This is a genomic window from uncultured Friedmanniella sp. (genome assembly GCF_964244285.1).
In the GTDB taxonomy this organism is placed as follows: Bacteria; Actinomycetota; Actinomycetes; order Propionibacteriales; family Propionibacteriaceae; genus Microlunatus.
Genome location: NZ_CAXTHT010000002.1, coordinates 1 through 20,097 on the forward strand (window position 1 = coordinate 1; position 20,097 = coordinate 20,097).

The 20,097-nt window shown below is 72.1% G+C and carries 22 protein-coding genes and 3 tRNA genes; 16 read left to right on the forward strand and 9 right to left on the reverse strand.

Annotation, left to right across the window (positions count from 1 at the left end; all coding sequences use genetic code 11):
* Nucleotides 1-89: 89 nt before the first annotated feature.
* From ACFE7W_RS04220 to ACFE7W_RS04235, 4 genes are all read right to left on the reverse strand, one after another.
* Nucleotides 90-899, reverse strand: a complete 810-nt coding sequence (locus tag ACFE7W_RS04220; protein ID WP_375423547.1) for a class I SAM-dependent methyltransferase — start codon at nt 897-899, stop codon at nt 90-92.
* A 27-nt stretch (nt 900-926) separates the two neighbouring features.
* A complete protein-coding gene (locus ACFE7W_RS04225) occupies nt 927-1,985 on the reverse strand; it encodes an arabinan endo-1,5-alpha-L-arabinosidase (RefSeq protein ID WP_375423548.1) in 1,059 nt (352 codons plus the stop codon).
* A 180-nt stretch (nt 1,986-2,165) separates the two neighbouring features.
* The gene (locus ACFE7W_RS04230; RefSeq protein WP_375423549.1) at nt 2,166-3,269 is read right to left on the reverse strand and encodes a 2-oxoacid:ferredoxin oxidoreductase subunit beta; all 1,104 of its coding nucleotides are present in this window, start codon (nt 3,267-3,269) and stop codon (nt 2,166-2,168) included.
* Nucleotides 3,266-5,155, reverse strand: coding sequence for a 2-oxoacid:acceptor oxidoreductase subunit alpha (locus ACFE7W_RS04235; RefSeq protein ID WP_375423550.1), 1,890 nt, complete (start codon nt 5,153-5,155; stop codon nt 3,266-3,268). The genes ACFE7W_RS04230 and ACFE7W_RS04235 overlap by 4 nt, the downstream gene beginning before the upstream one ends.
* Nucleotides 5,156-5,345: 190 nt before the next feature.
* Here ACFE7W_RS04235 and ACFE7W_RS04240 point away from each other — a divergent pair, with 190 nt between their 5' ends.
* The 4 genes from ACFE7W_RS04240 to ACFE7W_RS04255 all read left to right on the forward strand — a co-directional run bounded on the left by ACFE7W_RS04240 (nt 5,346) and on the right by ACFE7W_RS04255 (nt 7,732).
* Nucleotides 5,346-5,750: an NADH-quinone oxidoreductase subunit B gene (locus ACFE7W_RS04240; RefSeq protein WP_375423551.1), complete on the forward strand. Its 405-nt coding sequence runs from the start codon at nt 5,346-5,348 to the stop codon at nt 5,748-5,750.
* Complete coding sequence (locus ACFE7W_RS04245; RefSeq protein ID WP_375423552.1) at nt 5,747-6,301, forward strand: NADH-quinone oxidoreductase subunit C; 555 nt, start codon at nt 5,747-5,749, stop codon at nt 6,299-6,301. Before ACFE7W_RS04240 ends, ACFE7W_RS04245 begins: the two co-directional genes overlap by 4 nt.
* Before the next feature lie 80 nt (nt 6,302-6,381).
* Nucleotides 6,382-6,699 (forward strand): 4Fe-4S binding protein, encoded by a 318-nt coding sequence (locus tag ACFE7W_RS04250; protein ID WP_375424202.1) that lies wholly within the window; start codon nt 6,382-6,384, stop codon nt 6,697-6,699.
* A 10-nt stretch (nt 6,700-6,709) separates the two neighbouring features.
* Nucleotides 6,710-7,732: a hypothetical protein gene (locus tag ACFE7W_RS04255; RefSeq protein WP_375423553.1), complete on the forward strand. Its 1,023-nt coding sequence runs from the start codon at nt 6,710-6,712 to the stop codon at nt 7,730-7,732.
* A 103-nt stretch (nt 7,733-7,835) separates the two neighbouring features.
* Here ACFE7W_RS04255 and ACFE7W_RS04260 read toward each other — a convergent pair whose 3' ends face one another.
* The gene (locus tag ACFE7W_RS04260) at nt 7,836-9,383 is read right to left on the reverse strand and encodes a beta-N-acetylhexosaminidase (RefSeq protein WP_375423554.1); all 1,548 of its coding nucleotides are present in this window, start codon (nt 9,381-9,383) and stop codon (nt 7,836-7,838) included.
* 4 nt (nt 9,384-9,387) lie between these two features.
* Nucleotides 9,388-9,849, reverse strand: a complete 462-nt coding sequence (locus ACFE7W_RS04265; protein WP_375423555.1) for a VOC family protein — start codon at nt 9,847-9,849, stop codon at nt 9,388-9,390.
* A gap of 121 nt (nt 9,850-9,970) precedes the next feature.
* Here ACFE7W_RS04265 and ACFE7W_RS04270 point away from each other — a divergent pair, with 121 nt between their 5' ends.
* The 3 genes from ACFE7W_RS04270 to ACFE7W_RS04280 are packed head-to-tail and all read left to right on the forward strand — an operon-like array spanning nt 9,971 to nt 12,003.
* A complete protein-coding gene (locus ACFE7W_RS04270) occupies nt 9,971-10,657 on the forward strand; it encodes a hypothetical protein (RefSeq protein WP_375423556.1) in 687 nt (228 codons plus the stop codon).
* A 42-nt stretch (nt 10,658-10,699) separates the two neighbouring features.
* Nucleotides 10,700-11,209, forward strand: a complete 510-nt coding sequence (locus ACFE7W_RS04275; protein WP_375423557.1) for a sigma-70 family RNA polymerase sigma factor — start codon at nt 10,700-10,702, stop codon at nt 11,207-11,209.
* Nucleotides 11,210-11,211: 2 nt separating this feature from the next.
* Nucleotides 11,212-12,003, forward strand: a complete 792-nt coding sequence (locus ACFE7W_RS04280) for a hypothetical protein (protein ID WP_375423558.1) — start codon at nt 11,212-11,214, stop codon at nt 12,001-12,003.
* 16 nt (nt 12,004-12,019) lie between these two features.
* Here ACFE7W_RS04280 and ACFE7W_RS04285 read toward each other — a convergent pair whose 3' ends face one another.
* The 3 genes from ACFE7W_RS04285 to ACFE7W_RS04295 are packed head-to-tail and all read right to left on the reverse strand — an operon-like array spanning nt 12,020 to nt 14,769.
* A complete protein-coding gene (locus ACFE7W_RS04285) occupies nt 12,020-13,234 on the reverse strand; it encodes a cytochrome P450 (RefSeq protein ID WP_375423559.1) in 1,215 nt (404 codons plus the stop codon).
* Nucleotides 13,231-14,274 carry an alpha-hydroxy acid oxidase gene (locus tag ACFE7W_RS04290; protein ID WP_375423560.1) on the reverse strand — a complete coding sequence of 348 codons (1,044 nt, stop codon included), beginning with the start codon at nt 14,272-14,274 and terminating at the stop codon, nt 13,231-13,233. Before ACFE7W_RS04290 ends, ACFE7W_RS04285 begins: the two co-directional genes overlap by 4 nt.
* Before the next feature lie 3 nt (nt 14,275-14,277).
* Nucleotides 14,278-14,769, reverse strand: a complete 492-nt coding sequence (locus tag ACFE7W_RS04295; RefSeq protein WP_375423561.1) for a YajQ family cyclic di-GMP-binding protein — start codon at nt 14,767-14,769, stop codon at nt 14,278-14,280.
* A gap of 202 nt (nt 14,770-14,971) precedes the next feature.
* On the opposite strand from ACFE7W_RS04295, the gene ACFE7W_RS04300 reads away from it, so the two are divergent.
* The 9 genes from ACFE7W_RS04300 to treZ all read left to right on the forward strand — a co-directional run bounded on the left by ACFE7W_RS04300 (nt 14,972) and on the right by treZ (nt 20,085).
* Nucleotides 14,972-15,053, forward strand: a tRNA-Tyr gene (locus ACFE7W_RS04300).
* An 80-nt stretch (nt 15,054-15,133) separates the two neighbouring features.
* Nucleotides 15,134-15,206: transfer RNA gene (locus tag ACFE7W_RS04305), tRNA-Thr, on the forward strand.
* Nucleotides 15,207-15,242: 36 nt separating this feature from the next.
* Nucleotides 15,243-15,315, forward strand: a tRNA-Met gene (locus ACFE7W_RS04310).
* Nucleotides 15,316-15,389: 74 nt separating this feature from the next.
* The gene (gene rpmG, locus ACFE7W_RS04315) at nt 15,390-15,557 is read left to right on the forward strand and encodes a 50S ribosomal protein L33 (protein ID WP_375423562.1); all 168 of its coding nucleotides are present in this window, start codon (nt 15,390-15,392) and stop codon (nt 15,555-15,557) included.
* 11 nt (nt 15,558-15,568) lie between these two features.
* The gene (locus ACFE7W_RS04320; protein WP_375423563.1) at nt 15,569-16,336 is read left to right on the forward strand and encodes a sirohydrochlorin chelatase; all 768 of its coding nucleotides are present in this window, start codon (nt 15,569-15,571) and stop codon (nt 16,334-16,336) included.
* 9 nt (nt 16,337-16,345) lie between these two features.
* Nucleotides 16,346-16,798, forward strand: a complete 453-nt coding sequence (locus ACFE7W_RS04325; RefSeq protein WP_375423564.1) for a MaoC family dehydratase N-terminal domain-containing protein — start codon at nt 16,346-16,348, stop codon at nt 16,796-16,798.
* The gene (locus ACFE7W_RS04330; protein ID WP_375423565.1) at nt 16,795-17,241 is read left to right on the forward strand and encodes a MaoC/PaaZ C-terminal domain-containing protein; all 447 of its coding nucleotides are present in this window, start codon (nt 16,795-16,797) and stop codon (nt 17,239-17,241) included. Before ACFE7W_RS04325 ends, ACFE7W_RS04330 begins: the two co-directional genes overlap by 4 nt.
* A gap of 34 nt (nt 17,242-17,275) precedes the next feature.
* Nucleotides 17,276-18,280: a UDP-N-acetylmuramate dehydrogenase gene (locus tag ACFE7W_RS04335; RefSeq protein ID WP_375424203.1), complete on the forward strand. Its 1,005-nt coding sequence runs from the start codon at nt 17,276-17,278 to the stop codon at nt 18,278-18,280.
* Between the two features lie 14 nt (nt 18,281-18,294).
* A complete protein-coding gene (gene treZ, locus ACFE7W_RS04340) occupies nt 18,295-20,085 on the forward strand; it encodes a malto-oligosyltrehalose trehalohydrolase (protein WP_375423566.1) in 1,791 nt (596 codons plus the stop codon).
* Nucleotides 20,086-20,097: the final 12 nt, after the last annotated feature.

Genomic DNA, 20,097 nt, shown 5'->3' on the forward strand with positions numbered 1-20,097 from the left:
GTCGCCGGACACACACACTTCAAGGCCGACCCCACCAGGGGCCGGCCTTGAAGTACGTCCACGCCCGAACGCGGTGCTGTCGGCCGATGTCAGGGAAGCGTCCGCGCCAAGACCAGCTCGAACAGGTACCGCTTTGCGACCCTCCCCTCGAAACGGGAGGCGATGAGGTGACGGACTCCTGACAGCAACCCGGCCCGTGCCGTAGGCGACAGCGCCAAGGTGGGTGAATAGGTGGAGAGCAGGGCCACGTACTCCTCGGCCGAGTAGGTCGGGTCGAGGCTGAACCGGTGGGACTCGACGTCGGTGACCAGCGGCGAGTCCAGGAGCTCCTCCGAGGCGGACGCGACGTCGTGTTCCGGCGGTAACCGTTCGTCGGCTCGGGCCGACGGATCCCACCGGAGGTAGTGCTGCTGCACGTCGGTGAAGAAGTCCTGGGTGCCGCCGGCGACGTGGTGTGTCCACACCACCGCGACGGTGCCCCGTGGACGCAGGGCCGCACTGATCCTCGCCAAGCGGGTGGCTGGGTCCAGCCAGTGGTAAGCAGTGGCGCAGACGAAGGCGTCGTAGACGCCGGCAGACGGCGTCCAGTCCTCGAAGGCGCTGACGACGACGTCGACCGCGGGGTAGTCAGCCAGCTGCCGACGCGCCACCGCGGCCAGCTCCGGCGAGAGCTCGACTGCGGTGATCCACCACCCCCGCTCGGCCATCGAGGCCGTGGCTTGACCGGTGCCCGGCGCAGCCTCGAGCACCCGGGCGCCACGGACGAGCCCACCGTAGACGCTCAGCTGGTCGAAGAGAGCGTCCGGGTAGGTAGGTCGGGAGAGGGCGTACTGCTCGGCGATCCGGGCGAACGTCCCCCGCCGCCGGAGCCGGACCTCATCAGCCGTCTCACCGCCCACGTTGACCACCTCTCTCGGCCTTGTTGGTCAGGGGCGCAGCACCGGCCAGCCGTCCGGCCAGTCGAGCAGGCTGGTGGCGAGCCGTCCAGTGGCCGGGTTCCGGTCGTCGTCGTAGTAGTGGTAGATCAGCACCCAGTCAGCGCCGTCCCGGAGCACCGCTGGGTGTCCCGGACCGGCGATCAGCCCGTGGGAGGCTACGACCTCGGTGCCGCCGCCGTCGGTCAGGCGCTCGCCGTCGCGGTCCAGATAAGGCCCGCTGAGCTTCGTTGCGCGCCCCACCATGGTCCGGTACGTGCTGGCGGTCCCCCGGCAGCAGAGGTCGAAGGCCGTGAACAGGTAGTAGTAGCCATCACGGGAGATCAGGTAGGGCGCCTCGATCGCGCCGTCGACCGAGCGTGGGCGGGTGGCCAGCGCGGTCAGCTTCGCGCCGGTCTCGGGCTTGCCGGTCGTCGAGTCGAGGGCCACGAGCTTGATGCCCGACCAGAACGAGCCGAAGACCAGCCACCAGCTGCCGTCCGCGTCGACGAACAGGTTGGGGTCGATGGCGTTGTGGTCGTCGGACTCCGTGGTCTGCACCACGATCCCCTGGTTGGTCCAGCTGCCGGCCAACCCGGTGGCGCTGGTGGCCAGGAAGATCGCCGAATGCCTCGAGCCGAAGGACGAGGCCGCGTAGTAGAGGTAGTAGGTCCCGCCGTGGACCGAGATGTCCGGCGCCCAGAGGGCACCGCGGTCGGTGGGCGAGGTGAACGGCTCCGTCCACGGCGCTCCGTCCGGCCAGACCGAGCCGGCCCGGGTCCACGTGGACCGGTCGGGAGAGGTACGGATCTCCAGATCGTCCCCGGTCGAGTACAGCCGGTAACTGCCGTCGGACGCCTTCACGAGGGACGGGTCGTGCACCCCCTCGACGTCACCGCTCTCGGGCAGCGGGTCGGGGGACTCACCCGGCGTCCGGCTCGGCGCTGCGGCCCCGGGAGAGAAAGCCGGCGGGGTCGAGAGAGTCGGGGCGGGCGTCCCACCGCAGGCGGTCAGCAGGAGCACGGACATGCCCGCAGCCAGCAGCAGGCGGAGCCGAGCAGCGATACCCATGGCGTTCCTCTCCTACATCGATGTAGGAAAGGTTACGCACCGGGTGGTCGTGCGTTCCTGGGAGCCGTTCGGCAACGTCAGGAACCCGGTCGTAGAAGATCGCCAGGTCTCACCAACCAGACCGAGCCGTCACGAGCCGGCCGACAACACGGAGTGTGACCGGATCGTGAAGACGCCGGGTCAGCCGACCGTCCAGGTGTCCCCACCGTTGACCAGCGCCTGAAGCGCGTCGTCGTCGCCCCCCTGCGCCTTGGCCAGCTCGACCTGCTCGCGGGCCAGGTCGTCGTACGCCGGCGCCTCGACCTCACGGAAGATGCCGATCGGCGCCCGGTGCAGGACCCCGGCGTCGGTCAGCCGCGACAGCCCGAACGCGTACGACGGGTCGGCGAGGTGGGCGTCGTGCACGGCCAGGGCGTCCGCGCCGACCTCGGCGACCTCAGCGACGCTGAACTCCCCGGTCCGTGGGTCGCGAACCACCCCGAGGTGACCGCCGGCCCCCGGCTCGGGCTCGGCCCCGAAGCGGATCGGCTCGCCGTGGGTCAGCGGGATGATGGCGTCGGCCGAGGTGCTCGGGTCCTTGATGGCGTCGAAGGCGTTGTCGTTGAAGATCGGGCAGTTCTGGTAGATCTCGACGAAGGAGGTCCCGCGGTGCGCCGCCGCCGCGCGGAGCACGCCGGTCAGGTGCTTGCGGTCGGAGTCGATGGTCCGGGCCACGAAGGTCGCCTCGGCGCCCAGGGCCAGCGAGACCGGGTTGAACGGGTTGTCCAGCGAGCCGAGCGGGGTGGACTTGGTGATCTTGCCGAGCTCTGACGTGGGGGAGTACTGGCCCTTGGTCAGGCCGTAGATGCGGTTGTTGAACAGCAGGATGGTGACGTTGACGTTGCGCCGCAGGATGTGGATCAGGTGGTTGCCGCCGATGGACAGGGCGTCGCCGTCCCCGGTGATCACGAAGACCGCCGCGTCCTCACGAGCGGTCGCCACCCCGGTGGCGATCGCGGTGGCGCGGCCGTGGATCGAGTGCATGCCGTAGGAGTCGACGTAGTACGGGAACCGCGACGAGCAGCCGATGCCCGAGACGATGACGGTGTTCTCCTTGCGGATGCCGAGCTCGGGCATGAAGCCCTGGAACGCGGCCAGCACGGCGTAGTCGCCGCAGCCAGGGCACCAGCGGACCTCCTGGTCGGAGGTGAAGTCCTTGCGGGTCAGCGGCTCGAGGGCGAGCGGCACGCCGGCGATGCCGGAGCGCTTGGTGGTACCGATGGCGGGGGTGTCGAGGGCGGTCACGCGAGGACTCCTTCGGGCGTGCGGGTGGCGAGCGCGTCGATCTCGGACTCGAGGTCGCGGGCGAGCTCGCTGAGGGAGATGGGCAGTCCGCGGACGCGGCTGTAGCTGTGCACGTCGACGAGGTACTTGGCCCGCAGCAGCATCGCCAGCTGGCCGAGGTTCATCTCGGGGACGATGACCCGGTCGTAGCCGCGCAGCACCTCACCGAGGTTGGCCGGGAACGGGTTGAGGTGTCGCAGGTGGGTCTGTGCGACCGACCGGCCAGCGGACCGGACGCGGCGGACGGCCGCGGTGATGGGGCCGTACGTCGAGCCCCACCCCAGCACCAGCACCCGGGCGCTCCCGGACGGGTCGTCCACGGCCAGGCTGGGGATGTCGCGGACGATGCCGTCGATCTTCGCCTGGCGGGTCCGCACCATCTCGTCGTGGTTGGCCGGGTCGTAGGAGACCGCACCGGTGTCGCGCGCCTTCTCGATCCCCCCGATCCGGTGCTGCAGGCCCGCGGTGCCGGGCTTGGCCCACGGCCGGGCCAGGGTCTCCGGGTTGCGCCGGTAGGGCAGGAAAACGGGCTGGCCCTTGGCGTCCACGCCGTTGGCCTCGGTGGCGAAGCCGGGCTCGATCGGCGGGATGGCTGCGATGTCGGGTACGTGCCAGGGCTCGGCACCGTTGGCGATGTAGCCGTCGGAGAGCAGGATCACCGGGGTCCGGTACTTGACGGCGATCCGGACGCCCTCGATCGCGGTGTCGAAGCAGTCCGACGGCGACTGGGCGGCCAGCACCGGTACCGGGGCCTCGCCGTTGCGACCGAACATCACCTGCAGCAGGTCCGACTGCTCGGTCTTGGTCGGCATCCCCGTGCTGGGGCCGGCGCGCTGCACGTCGACGATGACCAACGGCAGCTCGGTCATCACCGCGAGGCCGATGGTCTCGGCCTTGAGCGCGATGCCCGGCCCCGAGCTGGTGGTCACCCCGAGGTGGCCGGCGAAGCTCGCGCCCAGGGCAGCGCCGACACCGGCGATCTCGTCCTCGGCCTGGAAGGTGGTGACCCCGAAGCGCTTGTGCTTGCTCAGCTCGTGCAGCACGTCCGAGGCCGGCGTGATCGGGTAGGCGCCGAGGAACAGGGGCAGGTCGGCCTTGCGGGCAGCGGCGACCAGCCCGTACGCCATGGCCAGGTTGCCGTTGATCTGGCGGTAGCGGCCCGCGGGCATCGGGGCCGGCGCCACCTCGAAGCGGACGGCGAAGACCTCGGTGGTCTCACCGAAGGCGTAGCCGGTCTTGAAGGCGGCCACGTTGGCGTCGCGGATGGCCGGCTTGGAGGCGAACTTGCGGCTGAGGAAGGTGAGCGTGCCCTCGGTGGGGCGGTGGTAGAGCCAGGACAGCAGGCCGAGCGCGAACATGTTCTTGGCCCGGGACGCGTCCTTGCGGCTGAGGCCGAACTCCTTCACCGCCGCAACGGTCATGCCGGTGAGGTCCAGCGCGTGCAGCTGGTAGTCGGTCAGCGACCCGTCCTCGAGCGGGTCGGTCGCGTAGCCGACCTTGGCCAGGTTGCGCTTGGTGAAGTCCGCGGTGTCGGCGATGATCACGCCGCCGCGGGGCAGGTCGGCGATGTTGGCCTTGAGCGCGGCCGGGTTCATCGCCACCAGGACGTCCGGCCGGTCGCCGGGGGTCATGATGTCGTAGTTCGCGAAATGCAGCTGGAAGCTGGAGACGCCCGGCAGGGTGCCGGCGGGTGCGCGGATCTCGGCCGGAAAGTTCGGCAGGGTCGAGATGTCGTTGCCGAAGACGGCGGAGTCGGCGGTGAACCGGTCGCCGGTCAGCTGCATCCCGTCCCCGGAGTCCCCGGCGAACCGGATGACGACGCGATCGAGAGTGTGGACCTGCTTCACAGCTACGAGCCTTTCGCTTGAGTGCCGCCGCTACCGCTCACCGGTGCGACGGCCGGGGAGGGTTCGGTACGGGCACCCCGTCCGGATGCCGGCTCGCCCTTCTTCCCAGCGACCCATGATAAGGCGGACCTAACCCCGACCACGGATCATCCATCGGCTGAGAACCACGGGGGCGCACTAGGTTGTTCCCATGCGGTGGCTGGACTGGTACGGCGACGGCTCGCTGCACGTGCTGGAGATCGCCCTGGCCTGCTGCGCGATCGAGTTGGAGGCGGCGTCTTTCGCCGCTCAGGCCGACCTGGTGGACGAGCTGCCCGTCGACGCGCGGGTCGTCGTGGTGGTCTCGGGGACCGTCACCGACCGGCTCGCCCCGACCGTGCTCGCCCTGGTCGACGCCTGCGCCGTCCGCTCGGGCCGGGTACCGGTGGTCGTCTCCCTGGGCGCCTGCGCCTCGTCCGGCGGCCCGTACTGGGACTCCTACGCGGTGACCAAGGGCGTCGACGCCCTCCTGCCCGTCGAGGTCTACGTGCCCGGCTGCCCACCCCCGCCGGCGGCCCTGCAGGCTGTCCTCGACGGTCTGCGGGTGCCCGCGTGACCCCCGAGGTCGTCGCCCCAGCCGCCTGGCGTCACCGGGTCAGCGCCGCCCGGGAGGAGGGGTACGACTTCTTCGAGTGGCTGGCGGCGGTGGACGAGATCGGTCGGGACGACGTGTTCCGGGTGGTGCTGGTGCTCCGTCGGCTCGACGAGCCGGACCAGACCTGTGTGCTCAGCACGGACCTGCCCCGCGACGCCCCGCGGCTGGAGACGCTCCGCGACCTGTACGCCGGTGCCGCCTGGCACGAGCGCGAGGCGGCGGAGATGTTCGGCATCGAGTTCGTCGGAGGCGACCCACGCCGGTTGCTGCTGGCCGAGCTGGAGGGCACCCCGATGCGCAAGGACGAGGTGCTCGCCGCGCGCAGCAGCGGACCCTGGCCGGGGGCCAAGGAGCCAGGGGAGAGCGAGGCCTCGCCGAGTCGCCGGCGGATGGTGCCACCCGGGGTGCCGGATCCAGCGGTCTGGGGGGACCGCGAGGGCGGTTCGCCGGCCACGCCGGTCGAGGTGGCGGAGTCGGCGGTCGGGGGACGTGTTCGCCGGAGGCGGCCGTGACGAAGGAGTCGCCGGAGGCGGCCGTGACGAAGGAGTCGCCGGAGGCGGCCGCGATAGAGGGGTCGCAGGAGGAGGCGGCCGTGACGGGGCACGGCTCGATCGTGCTGGTCGAGCAGGCCTGCACCTCCTGCATGGTCTGCGCCCGGGAGTGCCCGAGCTGGTGCATCACCCTCGACTCCCACACCGAGCCGGTCGCCGGCCTGCCGGCCGGAGCCCGGGTCCGCACCCAGAACGTGCTGGACCGGTTCGAGATCGACTGGAGCCTGTGCATGTACTGCGGCATCTGCGTCGAGGAGTGCCCTTTCGACGCGCTGGCCTGGGAGCCCCAGCACACCGCCGCGGCGAGCAGCGCGTCGACGCTGCGGCACGGGATCAGCGAGCTCGGACGCTCCGGCTAGGCTCCGCAGCATGCGGCTCCTGGTGCTCGGCGGCGGTGGTTTCCTCGGTCACCACACGGTGACCCAAGGCTTGGCCGCGGGCCACGATGTGACTGTCCTGAGCCGCTCGGGGAAGCCCCCCGTCGAGGGCGTCGAGGTCCTGGTCGGCGACCGGACGGGCGACCTGTCCGCTTTGCGCTCATCGGTGCAGGGGGGCCGCGAGTGGGACGGGGTGGTCGACACCTACACCGACACCCGACCGGATGCGCCCGCCGTCGAAGCCACGGCACGGCTGCTGTCGGGCTCGGTGGGCGGCTACGCCTACGTGTCCGGGATGAGCGTCTACGCGCCGTCCGGGCCGCGGGTGCCCGACGAGTCGGGGCCGGTCCGCCGGGCGGGGGTGGAGCCGGACACCGACGTGCTGCAGGAGCGGTCGCTGGCCAAGCTGGCCGGCGAGGCCGCCGTCACCGAGCATTTTGCCGGTCCGGCGCTCTTCCCGCGGGTGGGGATCATGGTCGGCCCGCGCGACCCGTCGCAGCGCTTCACCTGGTGGCCCGTCCGGTTGGCCGGCGCGGCGGCCGGCACCCTGCCACGCACGGTGCTGCTGCCGGGCGACCCGGACCGGGCGGTGCAGTACTCCGACGCCCGCGACATCGCCGGCTGGGTGGTGCAGATGCTGGCCACCGGCCGCGGCGGGACCTTCAACACGGTCGGCCCGGGGCGGGGCGACACCCTGCGCCAGGTGGTGGACGCCTGCCTGGCCGCCGCCGGCGCCCGACCGGACGACGTCGAGCTCGTCCCGGTCGCCGACGAGAGATACCTGGAGACGGCGCTGGCCGACTGGGAGCAGGAGGAACGTCCGCTCTGGTACCCCGAGGACCAGATCCCGCAGGACGCCATCGACTCCTCGGCGGCCCTGGCTGCCGGTCTGCTCTTCCGCTCCGCCACCGACAGCGCCGCCGAGACCCTCGCGTGGGCCCGGGAGAACGAGGCGGCAGGGCTCACCGACAGCTTCGTCGAACGAGAGCAGCAGCTGTGGCGTGGGATGCCCTGAGAAACTCAGTCCAGTGCTCGCGCTCGAACCGTTCCCCCGCCTGGCGGGGCCAGCGGTGCGGCGACTGGAGTGAGTTTTTCAGGGCGACGCCCCGACCAGGGGCCTAGCGGTGGGCGTCGGGCCGGCGGAGAGGGCCCGTCCCGCCCTGCTGCCAGGGCTGCGGCCCGGCCAGCGGGCGGTAGTCGATGCCCAGCGCGTCCAGGCGTCCCAGGTGCTCGGCCAGCCGCGGCTCGAACTCTGCCCACGACCGCCCCGCCGGATCCGACCAGGCCACCTCGGCGTGGGCGCAGGCGCGCGGGAAGAGCAGGTACTCCGCGCGCCGGCTGTCCGGGACGTACTCGGTCCAGAGCTGGCACTGCGTCCCCAGCACCAGTGGGTGCCCGGCCGCCGGGATGCCCTCCAGCGGGTCGTAGGAGTAGATGTGCTCCACCGTGCTCAGCCCGCCGATGGCGTAGGGCTCGGCCTCGTCGGTGCTGGAGTACCAGTCGAAGTAGAGGTGGCTCATCGGGGCCATCACCACCGGCAAGCCCGCGGCGACCGCCTCCCGGCCGTATCGGGCGTCCCGCCAGGCCATCACCACCGAGCCGGGGACGGGACCCTCGTCGCTGATCTCGTCCCAGCCGACGAGAACCCGCCCGCGCTCGGTGAGCCAGCCACGCAGCTGCTCGGTGAACCAGCGCTGCAGCTCGACCGGCCCGGCGAGGCCACGCTGCCGGGCCAGCTGAGCCGCGGCCGGGCTGGCCAGCCACTCGTCGCGCGGGCACTCGTCCCCGCCGACGTGGACGTAGCGGCTGGGAAAGATGTCGAGCAGCTCCTCGTACAGGTCGAGGACCACCTGCATGGCGGCGTCGTTCAGGTTGAGCACCTCGGGAAACACCCCGAAGGTGGTCGCGGTGGCGTGCGCCCGGCCGGGCGCGTTGCCCAGCTCCGGGTAGGCCGCCAGCACGCCGCTGACGTGCCCGGGGAACTCCAGCTCGGGGACCACCGTCACCCCGCGGTCGGCGGCGTAGCGGACCAGGGAGCGCAGCTGCGCCTGGGTGTAGAAGCCGCCGTGCGGGGTGCCGTCGCCCTCGGTGTCGTAGGGCCGCCGGGTCTCGGTCCGCCAGCTCGCGACCTCCTGCAGCCGGGGGTACCGGAGCGACTCGAAGCGCCAGCCCTGGTCGTCGGTCAGGTGCAGGTGCAGCACGTTGTGCTTGTGCAGCGCGACCAGGTCGACCACCCGGAACACCTGGGCCAGCGGCATGAAGTGCCGGGCGACGTCGAGGTGCATCCCGCGCCAGGCGTACGCCGGGGCGTCGGTGATCTCGACCGCGTCGAGCACCAGCGGGTCGCCTGACGGTGCCGGCCGCAGCACGCTGGGTGGCAGCAGCTGCCGCAGGGTCTGGGTCGCCCAGTTGACGCCGGCGTGGTCGGCTGCGGTGATCACGATGCCGTCCTCGCTGACGGTCAGGGTGTACGCCTCGGGCGCCAGAGCCGCGTCGGCGACCAGCCGTAGCCGACCGTCCGCGGCGGCCGGCAGGTCGAGCCCTGTGCCCGGGCCGAGCAGCCGGCGGAGGATGGCGGCCCAGCCGGGCGGTGCGTCGACGGCCAGCTCCGGGGTGAGTCGGAACGACCCGGTGCCGGGGACGACGGAACGCGGTTGCGGCAGCACGCCGTCAGCGTAGAGGCGTGACCAGGTGCGCGTGGGGGTCGGGGGCCTCGGCGTCGCCGCGGAGCACGCAGAACACAGTGCCCTCGGGATCGGCCAGGGTGGCCCAGCCGCCGCCGTCGGGGCGCCGGTGGTCGCCGACCTGGGTGGCGCCGAGGGCCAGCAGCCGCGCCACCTCGTCGTCGCGGGTGCCCTCGACCGGACGGAGATCCAGGTGCAGCCGGTTCTTGGTCGACTTCGGCTCGGGCACCTCGATCGTGGTCTTTCCCGGGGGGTGCGGGGGGTCGCCCCCCTGCTGGATGAAGAGCAGTCGGCTCCGGCCCTCGGGTGCGAAGAGCAGGCACTCCTCGTGGCCGGGCTCGTTCGGGTCCTCGGGGTCCTCCGACCAGCCGAGGACCTGGCCCCACCAGACCGACTGGGCGTAGGCGTTCCGGGCGTCGACGCTGGTGTGGCTGATGCGGCTGGTCACGTCGTTACCGTAGGGGCGGCGACGGCTGTAACGGAACCGGTTTCCCGGCGCGTATGAGGGGTGGAGGCAACCACCACGCTGGACCGCAGCGACGCTAGCCCTCCCCGACCAAGGAGTACCGATGACTTCCACCTCCAGCCCCACCCCGACCTCCTCCTCCCGACGCGGTCGCCACGCCCTGGGCCGGGCGGGAGTGGCCGTCGCCGCGGCCGGGGTGACCACTCTCGCCTCGGCTCTCCTGGGTGCCGGACCCTCGCCGGCGCAGGCCGACCCCGGCGACACCTACGTGGCCACCGGTTCGAGCCAGCTGCTGCAGAGCGAGGACCTCCAGTCCCTCCAGGTGCCCTTGGACACGGCCAAGGTGGTCCTCGGTCGTGACGGCGACTTCTCCTCCTGCCTCGGCGAGGGCAACCGGTGGACCGACGTCCTCTCCGGCTCGCCGAAGCCGGTCACCAGCGTGTGGACCCGCCGGGGGCACCCAGGCGAGCAGCTGAGCGAGCACCTCGCCCAGGCGCCGACCGAAGCCGTGGCGAAGAAGTGGGAGGCCACCCTGGTCAGCCAGGGGATCAAGGCCTGCCGCAAGCCCACGACCGACTTCCACTACGGTCCGGTCCACGTCGACGGGGTCGGCGCGGGGAACGCCTCCTGGGCGGTCTTCTACCGCGGGAACGCGAAGTACGCCCACGGCGGGGTGGCGGTCATCCGGGAAGGGGTGAACGTCGGCTTCGTCGAGGTCTACGGGCACTGGGGCCCGTCGTGGCAGACGATGGAGGGCGTCAGCAAGCAGGCCGTGCACCGGCTCGACTGAGCACCGGGACCGGGAGCAGCCGACGTCGAGGAGGTGAGCAGCATGAGCGACGACGAGGAGTTCAGCGACTGGGCGCGCGAGCACAGCCCGGCGCTGCTCCGCCGAGCCACCCTGCTGTGCGGCGACCGGCACCGGGCGGAGGACCTGGTCCAGGAGACGCTGGTCCGGCTGTTCCTCCACTGGCGCCGGATCGACCTCGACGACAACCCCGTCGGCTACGCGCACACCACGCTGTTCCGCCTGTTCGTCTCGGGTCGGCGCCGCCGCAGCTCCGGTGAGCTGCCCACCGCGGAGCTGCCCGAGCGGGCCGGCGGCCCTGCCGACGTCGAGGGTCACCTCGATCTCGTCGCCGCGCTGCAGGCGCTCTCACCGAAGCAGCGCTGCGTCGTCGTGGCCCGTTACGTCGACGACCGCTCGGTCACCGAGGTGGCTCGGCTGATGCGCCGGACCGAGAGCTGGGTGCGGGTCAACGCCTCGCGCGCCTTGCACCAGCTGCGCGACTCACCTCTGGTGGCTGCCAGTGCGACCCACGACCTGGCTCGGAGGAGCTGACCATGGACGAGAGCAGCATCATCGACCAGCTCCGGGCGGGTGGCGACGGCCTCGGCACGCAGGACAGCGACGTCGACGCGCTGGTCCAGGGCGCTGTCGTCCGGGGCCGGCGGCGACGCACCCGACGGCGGGCCGGCGCCGCCCTCGGCGCGGTGGTGGCCGCGGCCGTCGTCGTGACGGTCGTGGCCACCGGCGTCGTCCCCACCCGGCTCGGCAGCCCGCAGCCAGGCCCCGTCGCCAGCCCGGTCGTCGCGACACCGTCACCAGTCTCGACCGGGTCCCCGAGCGTGACGGCGTCCCCGAGCCCGCCGGCCTCGCCGACGACCACCGGACGGCTGAGCGGTACGCCCGCGCAGGTGGAGGTGGCCATCGCGGATCTGCTGCCGTCCTCGTTCACCGTCACCCGCTCGGTCTCCGACGATCCCACCTCCGCGGACGGGCGGGAGCTCGACGCGTACCTCACCCTGCGGGACGCCAAGGGGACCAGCAACCTCATCGCCGGCGTCAGCCGCGGCCGCTACGGAGATGTCTGCGCCACGAACGACCCGTGCACCAAGCGCCCGGTCCCGGGCGGCGGCACGCTGTGGCTCGTCGGCGGCGGCCGCGACCCGGACAAAGCCGGGGACGACGGCTCGGCCTTCTACGACCGGCCGGACGGGGGCCAGGTGTGGCTCACCCAGAGCAACTACGGCGACGGTAGCGGACCGGTGACCCGCCCGGGCCTGCCGCTGACCGCCGCCGAGCTCCGCAGCATCGCGACCAGCCCGACCTGGGACCGCTTCTTCCGGGGCTGAGCCCGGCCGTTGAGAGTCAGGCCGCCGCGCGGAGCCACAGCTGGTCCAGGTCGTAGCCCTGGGACACCGGGTTCCAGCGGACGCGCGGCGGGCCGTCGCACACCACGCCCCGGTCGAACAGGGTGCTGAGGAAGATCTCCGTCTCCAGGATGGCGATCGGGCCGCCCGGGCAGCGGTGGTGGCCGTCGCCGAAGCCCATCACCGCGGCCGGCACCGTCCGCGGCAGCTCGCGTCCCGGGCACAGCCCGTACGGGTCCCCGCCCACGGTGGTCGCGTCGGCGTTGACGGCCCGGAGGTCGAGGTCGACCAGGGTCCCGCGGGTCAGCTCGTGCGTGGCCCCGTCCAGGTCGAGCAGCAGGGGCTGCCGCAGCCGGCGGTAGAGGTGGCCGACGACGGGTTCCACCCGTAGCGTCTCGTTCAGCAGTGCGGCTCGGTCCTCCGCGTCGCCCGTGCGGTAGCGGGCGAGCAGGTCCGGGTCGTCGAGCAGGTGCCAGGCGGCCATGCAGATCAGCTCACGGGTCGTGGCCATGCCGGCCGCGCCGTAGGTGAGGCACTCGGTGAGGACCTCCGGGTCGCTGAACCCGTCGGCCAGCAGCTGGCTGATCACGTCCTCCTGCGGCCGCCGCCGACGCGACCGGATCGCTGGCTTCACGTCCAGGTAGTAGAAGCGGGCCAGCGCCGTGCCGGAGCGGAGCTTGCGCAGCAGGGCGGCCGGACCGTGCGCCTTCTCCAGCAGGTCACCGGCGAAGAAGGTGTCCAGCCGGCGGCTCATCCCGGAAGTGGAGGAGTCGGTCAGGCCGACCACCCGGGCGACCACCTGCACCGCCAGCTCCATCGCGAGCTCGCGGACGTCGAGAGCCCGGTCGGGACGCAGCCGCCCGACGAGCTCCCGGCTGACCGACTCCATCATCGGCCGGTAGCCCTCGACGACCTTCGGGGCGAAGAACCGGGCCGCGGCGGAGCGCTGGCTGCGGTGCGCGGGGCCTTCGAGGTAGAGGATCGGGGGCCGCATCGACGGGGTGGCGCCCCGGCGGCGGCCACCGCTGTCGCCGGCTCCCCGCTCGGCCCCGAAACCGGCCTGAGCGGTGGCCTCGGGGTCGCGGAGCACCTGACGGGCGGCGGCGAAGGAGCGCACCACCCAGCGCTCGCCGTCCGCGTCGCTGACGTGCTCGAGGGCAGGTCCGGTGGCCCGTCCTCCCGGCTCGAGCTTGCGGACGGGGCAGCCGGTCACGACGCGGCCCGGGGGGTGGTCGCTACGAGGTCGGAGGTGAGGTCGGCGATCCGCGGGGCCCCGAGCTGCGTCATCACCTGCTGCAGCTCGGCGGCCAGGCCCGTCAGCACGTCCCGGACGCCGTTCTCACCCTCGGCGGCCAGCGCCCACAGGGCCGGTCGACCGATGAAGACAGCTCGCGCGCCCAGGGCCAGGGCCGCCGCGACGTGCTCGGCCGAGCGGATCCCGCTGTCGGCGTACACCTCGGCGCCGTCCCCGATCGCCGCCACCACCTCGGGCAGAGCCGCCGCGGCCGTCACCGACGGACCCAGCCGGCGGCCACCGTGGGTCGAGACCACCACCCCCGCGGCACCGGCGTCCACGGCGCGGAGGGCGTCGTCGCCGCGCAGGATGCCCTTGACCAGCACGGGGAGGCCGCTCAGCTGCCGCAGCCAGGCGACCGTGTCGAAGCCGATCGAGGGGTCCATCTCCACCGCGTGCGGGTCGGCGGCGGCCAGCTCGGCCGCGGTCAGGTTGCTCATCCGGGCCCGCGCGGGGCTCTCCGGCCAGGCCCGCGGGTTCACGTCGGGTGGCAGCAGAGCCAGCATGTCGACGGTCAGCATCAGGGCCCGCGCCCCGGCCTCGACGGCCCGCTGCACCATCAGCTCCGTGAGGTGGTGGTCGCGGGTCACGTAGACCTGGAACCACCACGGGGCGCCGGCGGCGGCGATGTCTGCGAACGGCACGGCGGTGTTCGTGGAGACGCCGAGCAGGGTGCCGGCCGTGGCCGTGGCGCGACCCATCGCCGCTTCGCCCTCGGGGTGCGCACCCAGCTGCTGAGCCATCGGTGCCACCAGCACCGGCATCGACACCGGCGTGCCCAAGACGGTGGTGGCGGTGTCGATGCTGCTCAGGTCCACCAGGGCGCGGGGCCGGAACCGGACCGCCGACCACGCGGCGATGCCCTCGGCCGATCCGCCGCCGGAGCCGGCGGTCGCGCCGTAGTAGGCGCTGATGTGCGGCGCCAGCAGCTCGCGGGCCCGCGCCTCGTGGTCGGCCACGGCTCAGCGGTAGTTCGTGAACTGCACGGCGAAGTCGTAGTCCTGAGCCTTGATCAGGGTCTGCACGGTCTGCAGGTCGTCCCGGCTCTTGCTGCTGACCCGCAGCTCGTCGCCCTGGATCTGGGCCTTGACGCCCTTGGGACCCTCGTCGCGGATCAGCTTGGAGACCTTCTTGGCGTTCTCCTGGGTGATTCCCTCGGGGGTGGTGGCGGTGATCTTGAACAGCTTACCGGAGGCCCGTGGCTCACCGGCGTCGAGGGCCTTGAGGCTCACGCCGCGCTTGACCAGCTTGGACTGGAACACGTCGAGGACGGCCTTGGCGCGCTCCTCGGAGTTGGCTTCGATCTCGATCGACTCCCCGGACCAGACGATCGAGGCGTCGGTGTTCTTGAAGTCGAACCGTTGGCGCACCTCCTTGGCCGCCTGGTTGAGCGCGTTGTCGACCTCCTGCCGGTCGATCTTGCTGACCACGTCCATCGAGCTCTCCGCTGCCACCTGCTGCTCCTTCTGTCTCGACACGTTGACGGGCGCTGCCGTTTGGGATCGCTGCCGTCCATGCGGCCGGGTCGACCGGTCGGTTGGCTGGGGCCATTCTCGCCCGGCGGACGCCGGTGCGGCCACTCCGGCTACCGGTTCGCCCACCGCAGCCGTCCTTGCTATCGTTGCTCCTCGCTGTCGGTCCCCGGACCGGCTGCACGGCAGGTTGCCCGAGTGGCCAAAGGGAGCAGACTGTAAATCTGCCGGCATCGCCTACGTTGGTTCGAACCCAACACCTGCCACGCACGGGGATTCGCTTCCGCCTCTGGCGGACGTGTATCTTTGTGCGTCGGTCCCGCCCCCACGGGTTGGGTACCGGTCGGCCCCTATAGCTCAGTAGGTAGAGCATCTCCATGGTAAGGAGAAGGTCTGCGGTTCGAATCCGCATGGGGGCTCGGATCCACCTCTGGTCGTCCGGGGCGTGGAGACGGAGCGGGATAGCTCAGGTGGTAGAGCAAGCGGCTCATAATCGCTGTGTCGCGGGTTCGAGTCCCGCTCCCGCTACTCGCCCGCGAGGGCGTACTTGGGTTCGAGCATCACCCAGTTGGTTCGAACACCCCAGAGAAACGAGTACGACGATGGCCAAGAGCTCCGACGTCCGGCCGAAGATCACGCTTGCCTGCACCGAGTGCAAGGAGCGGAACTACATCACCAAGAAGAACCGGCGCAACGACCCCGACCGGCTCGAGCTGAAGAAGTTCTGCCCGCGCTGCCACACCCACACCCCCCACCGCGAGACCCGCTGAGCATCAACGCCGTGCCGGGTCACCAGCCCGCCTCCGAGCCGTCCGCTGCTGCGGGCGGCTCGTCGGCTTCCGGGACCCGGGAGCGTCCTGCCCTGGTCGGTCTCGCGCACGGCAGCCGGCACGCCCAGGGCAGCCGCGCCATCGAGCAGCTGATGGTCGTGACCGGCGCCAGCGGTCACCTCGACGCCCGTCCGGCGTTCCTCGACCTCGCCGAGCCTGACCTGTCCGCCGCCGCGCACCTCCTGGTCACGGCGGGGCACCGCCGGGCGGTGGTGATCCCGCTGTTGTTCACCGTCGCGTTCCACGCGACCGTCGACGTGCCCGAGGCGGTCGCTCGAGCCGCAGCCGAGACCGGCCTCGAGCTGCTGGTCAGCGACATCCTCGGCACCGGTCCCGAGGTCGAGGACCTGGTCCGGTCGAGCATGTCCGGCGCCGGCATCGCCGACCAGACGTCGGTCCTGCTCTTCGCGGTCGGCTCGTCCAACCCTGACGCCAACGATGCCGTGCACGACCTGGCCGCCCGGCTGGCCGCGACCCGCCCGGGCCGGGTGCGCGCGGCTTTCGGTACCACCGCCCCCCGCGCCGCCGACGTGCTTTCCGGCAGCAGCGAACCGGTGGCCGTCGTCCCCCTGTTCCTGTCCCCGGGCCTGCTGCTCGACCCGATTGCCCGGCTGACCGCCGAGCGGGGCTGGACACTCGCCCCGCCGCTCGGCGACCTGGCGTCCCCGCTCGTCCTGCGGCGCTACGAGCAGGCGCTCGCTGTCACCGGACTCCGTTAGCGTTGCGCCATGCCGATCTCCCAGGGGGCCATGTCCGAGGCACACGCCGGCCGCCGCTATCCTCCGACGCCCGAGTACGAGGTCACCGCGGCCAAGATCGCGGAGTTCGCCGTCGCGCTGGGCGAACCCGCCGCTGACACCGACGCCGAGTCCGCTGGGCTCGTCGCGGTGGCGCCGCCGACTTTCGCCGCGGTCATCGCCGCCACGGCCTGGCAGGTCATGTTCGACGACCCCGAGCTCGGCCTGGCGCTGCGCCGGATCGTCCACGGCGACCAGCGCTTCAGCTTCACCCGGCCGCTGCGGGCGGGGGACCGGGTACGGGCGAGCCTGGTCATCGACAAGGTCCGCAGCCGTGGCCCGGCGGACATCGTCACCGCGACCGTGGAGGTGGACGCCGCCGACGGGGAGACCGTCTGCACCGCCACCGCCACCTTCTTCCACAGCCACGAGGCGGCCGCGTGAGCGCCCCCGAGGTAACCGCCCCTGGAGTTTCCGCCGGCGACGTCACCGTCGGCACCCGGCTGCCGCCCCTCACCGTCCGGCTGAGCCGGACCGACCTGGTCCGCTACGCCGGGGCCTCGGGGGACTTCAACCCGATCCACCACTCCGAGCACTTCGCCGCCCAGGTCGGCCTGCCGGGCGTGGTCGCGCACGGCCTGCTCACCATGGGCACCGCGCTCCGCGTGGTCACCGGCTGGGCCGGAGATCCGGGCCGGGTGCGTTCGTACTCCTGCCGGTTCACCAAGCCCGTCGTGGTCCCCGACGACGGCGTCGGCGCCGAGGTGCAGATCACCGGCACCGTCTCCGCGGTCCAGGGAGACCTGGTCACCGTGAGCCTGGAGGTGGTCTGCGCCGGGGAGAAGGTCCTCGGTGCGGCCCGCGTCGAGGTGGACCTCGGTGGCTGAGGTGCAGACGGCGCCCGCCGCGACGCTGGCCGCGATGACCACGCTTCGGGTCGGGGGACCGGCTCGCCGCGTCGTGGCGCCCAGCACCGAGGCCGAGCTGGTCCAGTGCGTCCGAGAGCTCGACGCCGCGGGCGAGCCGGTGCTGGTGCTGGGCGGGGGGTCGAACGTGCTGGTCGGTGACGGCGGCTTCGCCGGGACCGTGGTCCGGGTGGCGACGCGGGGCATCAGCGAGGACGTGGCCTCCTGCTCGGGAGCCGTCCTGGAGGTGGCCGCGGGCGAACCGTGGGAGCGGCTGGTCGACCACGCGCTCGAGCACGAGTACGTCGGCCTGGAGACCCTGGCCGGCATCCCCGGACTCGTCGGCGGCACCCCGATCCAGAACGTGGGCGCGTACGGCACCGAGGTCGGGCAGCTGATCAGCACCGTCCGGACCCTGGACCGCACGACCGGGGCCATCCGGACCTTCTTCGCGGTCGAGTGCCGGTTCGGCTACCGGTCCTCGCGTTTCAAGGACGAGCCCGGACGGTACCTGGTCCTCTCCGTGACCTTCCAGCTGCGCCTCGGCTCGCTCTCGGCCCCGATCCGCTACCCCGAGCTCGCGCGAGCCCTCGGGGTGGAGCTGGGTGCCCGGGCGCCGGCCCGCGAGGTCGCCGCGGCGGTGCTCGGGCTCCGTCGAGGCAAGGGGATGGTGGTGGACGACGCCGACCCCGACACCTGGAGCGCGGGCTCGTTCTTCACCAACCCGCTGCTCGACCCGGCCGACGCGGCGGCCCTGCCGGCCGACGCACCCCGGTTCGCCCAGCCGGACGGCCGGGTCAAGACCAGCGCGGCCTGGCTGATCGAGCACGCCGGCTTCGGCCGGGGCTTCGGCGACGGCGCCGCCCGGATCTCGACCAAGCACGTCCTCGCCCTCACCAACACCGGAGAGGCCCGCGCCGCGGACCTCCTCGACCTCGCCCGGCGTGTCCGCGCCGGCGTTCAGCAGACCTTCGGCATCACCTTGGTGTGCGAACCAGTTCTCGTGGGATGTGCCCTGTGACCAGAAGCAACACCGTGACCAGCTCGGATAAGACGGGCTTCGACTTCCGCGTCTGGGCGCCGATCCCGGCGTCGGTCGAGCTCACCGTCCGGCCGGCGGGGGGCACGACGGAGACCCGGGTGCCGATGGTCGGCGACGAGGAGGGTTGGTGGCGGCCGAGCGCCCCGGTGCCCGCCGACGGGGTGGGAGAGTTCGACTACGGCTTCCGCCTCGACGGCGCCGACCAGGTGCTGCCGGACCCGCGTTCCCAGCGCCAGCCCGATGGCGTGCACGGCTGGTCCCGGACCTACGACGCCAACGCCTTCGCGTGGACCGACGAGCGCTGGACCGGCCGTCAGCTCGCGGGCGGGGTGATCTATGAGCTCCACGTCGGGACCTTCACCCCCGAGGGCACCCTCGCGGCCGCCATCACCAAGCTGGACCACCTGGTCGAGCTGGGTATCGACTTCGTCGAGCTGATGCCGGTCAACGGCTTCAACGGCGTGCACAACTGGGGCTACGACGGTGTCGCCTGGTACACCGTCCACGAGGCCTACGGCGGGCCCGAGGGCTACCAGCGCTTCGTCGACGCGTGCCATCAGCGCGGGCTCGCGGTCATCCAGGACGTCGTCTACAACCACATGGGACCGAGCGGGAACTATCTCCCGCTCTTCGGGCCCTACCTGAACGCGGCCGGGGTGAACAGCTGGGGGGAGTCGCCGAACCTCGACGGTGAGGACTCCGACGAGGTCCGCCGCTACATCATCGACAACGTCTTGATGTGGCTGCGCGACTTCCACGTCGACGGGCTCCGGCTGGACGCCGTGCACGCCCTGGTCGACAGCCGCGCCATGCACATCCTGGAGGAGATGGCGGTCGAGGTGTCCGCGCTCAGCGCGTTCGTCGGCCGGCCGCTGCCACTGATCGCCGAGTCCGACCTGAACGACCCGCGCCTGATCACCGCCCGCGAGGGCGGTGGCTACGGGCTGACGGCGCAGTGGAGCGACGACTTCCACCACGCGCTCTACGTCAGCCTGACCGGTGACACCAGCGGCTACTACGCCGACTTCGAGTCCCTGAACGCGCTCGGCAAGGTGTTCGAGAACGGCTTTTTCCACGACGGCACGAAGTCGAGCTTCCGGCACCGCTCACACGGGCACCCGATCGACACCCTGCGGACGCCCACCTGGCGGTTGGTGGTCTGCTCCGACAACCACGACCAGATCGGCAACCGGGCCACCGGGGAGCGGCTCTCGAGCAAGATCGACCACGACCAGCAGGCGATCGCCGCCATGATCACCCTGCTCAGCCCGTTCACGCCGATGATCTTCATGGGGGAGGAATGGGGCGCGAGCACGCCCTGGCAGTTCTTCACCTCCCACCCCGAGCCCGAGCTCGGCGAGGCCGTGGCCAAGGGGCGGATCGAGGAGTTCGCGCAGATGGCGTGGGACACCAGCGACGTGCCCAACCCTCAGGACCCGGAGACGTTCACCCGCTCGAAGCTGGACTGGTCCGAGCCCGGTTCGGGTCGGCACGCTGAGCTGCTCGCCCTGAACGCGGAGCTGCTGAAGGTCCGCCGGAGCCTGCCGGACCTGACCGACCCCCGCTTCGACCACGGCCACGCCACCGCCAGTGACACCGAGGGCTGGCTGCTGATCGAGCGCGGCGAGGTGGTGATCGCGGCCAACTTCAGCGACACCCCGAGCGAGATCGACTTGGGCGGACCGGTCGAGCCCGTCGTCACCGTGGGTGAGGCCAGCATCGACGGCGGCCGGGTCAAGCTCGCCGCCCACTCCGCCGTCACCGGCCTCCGCACCGCCGACTGAGCCCAGCCCCCC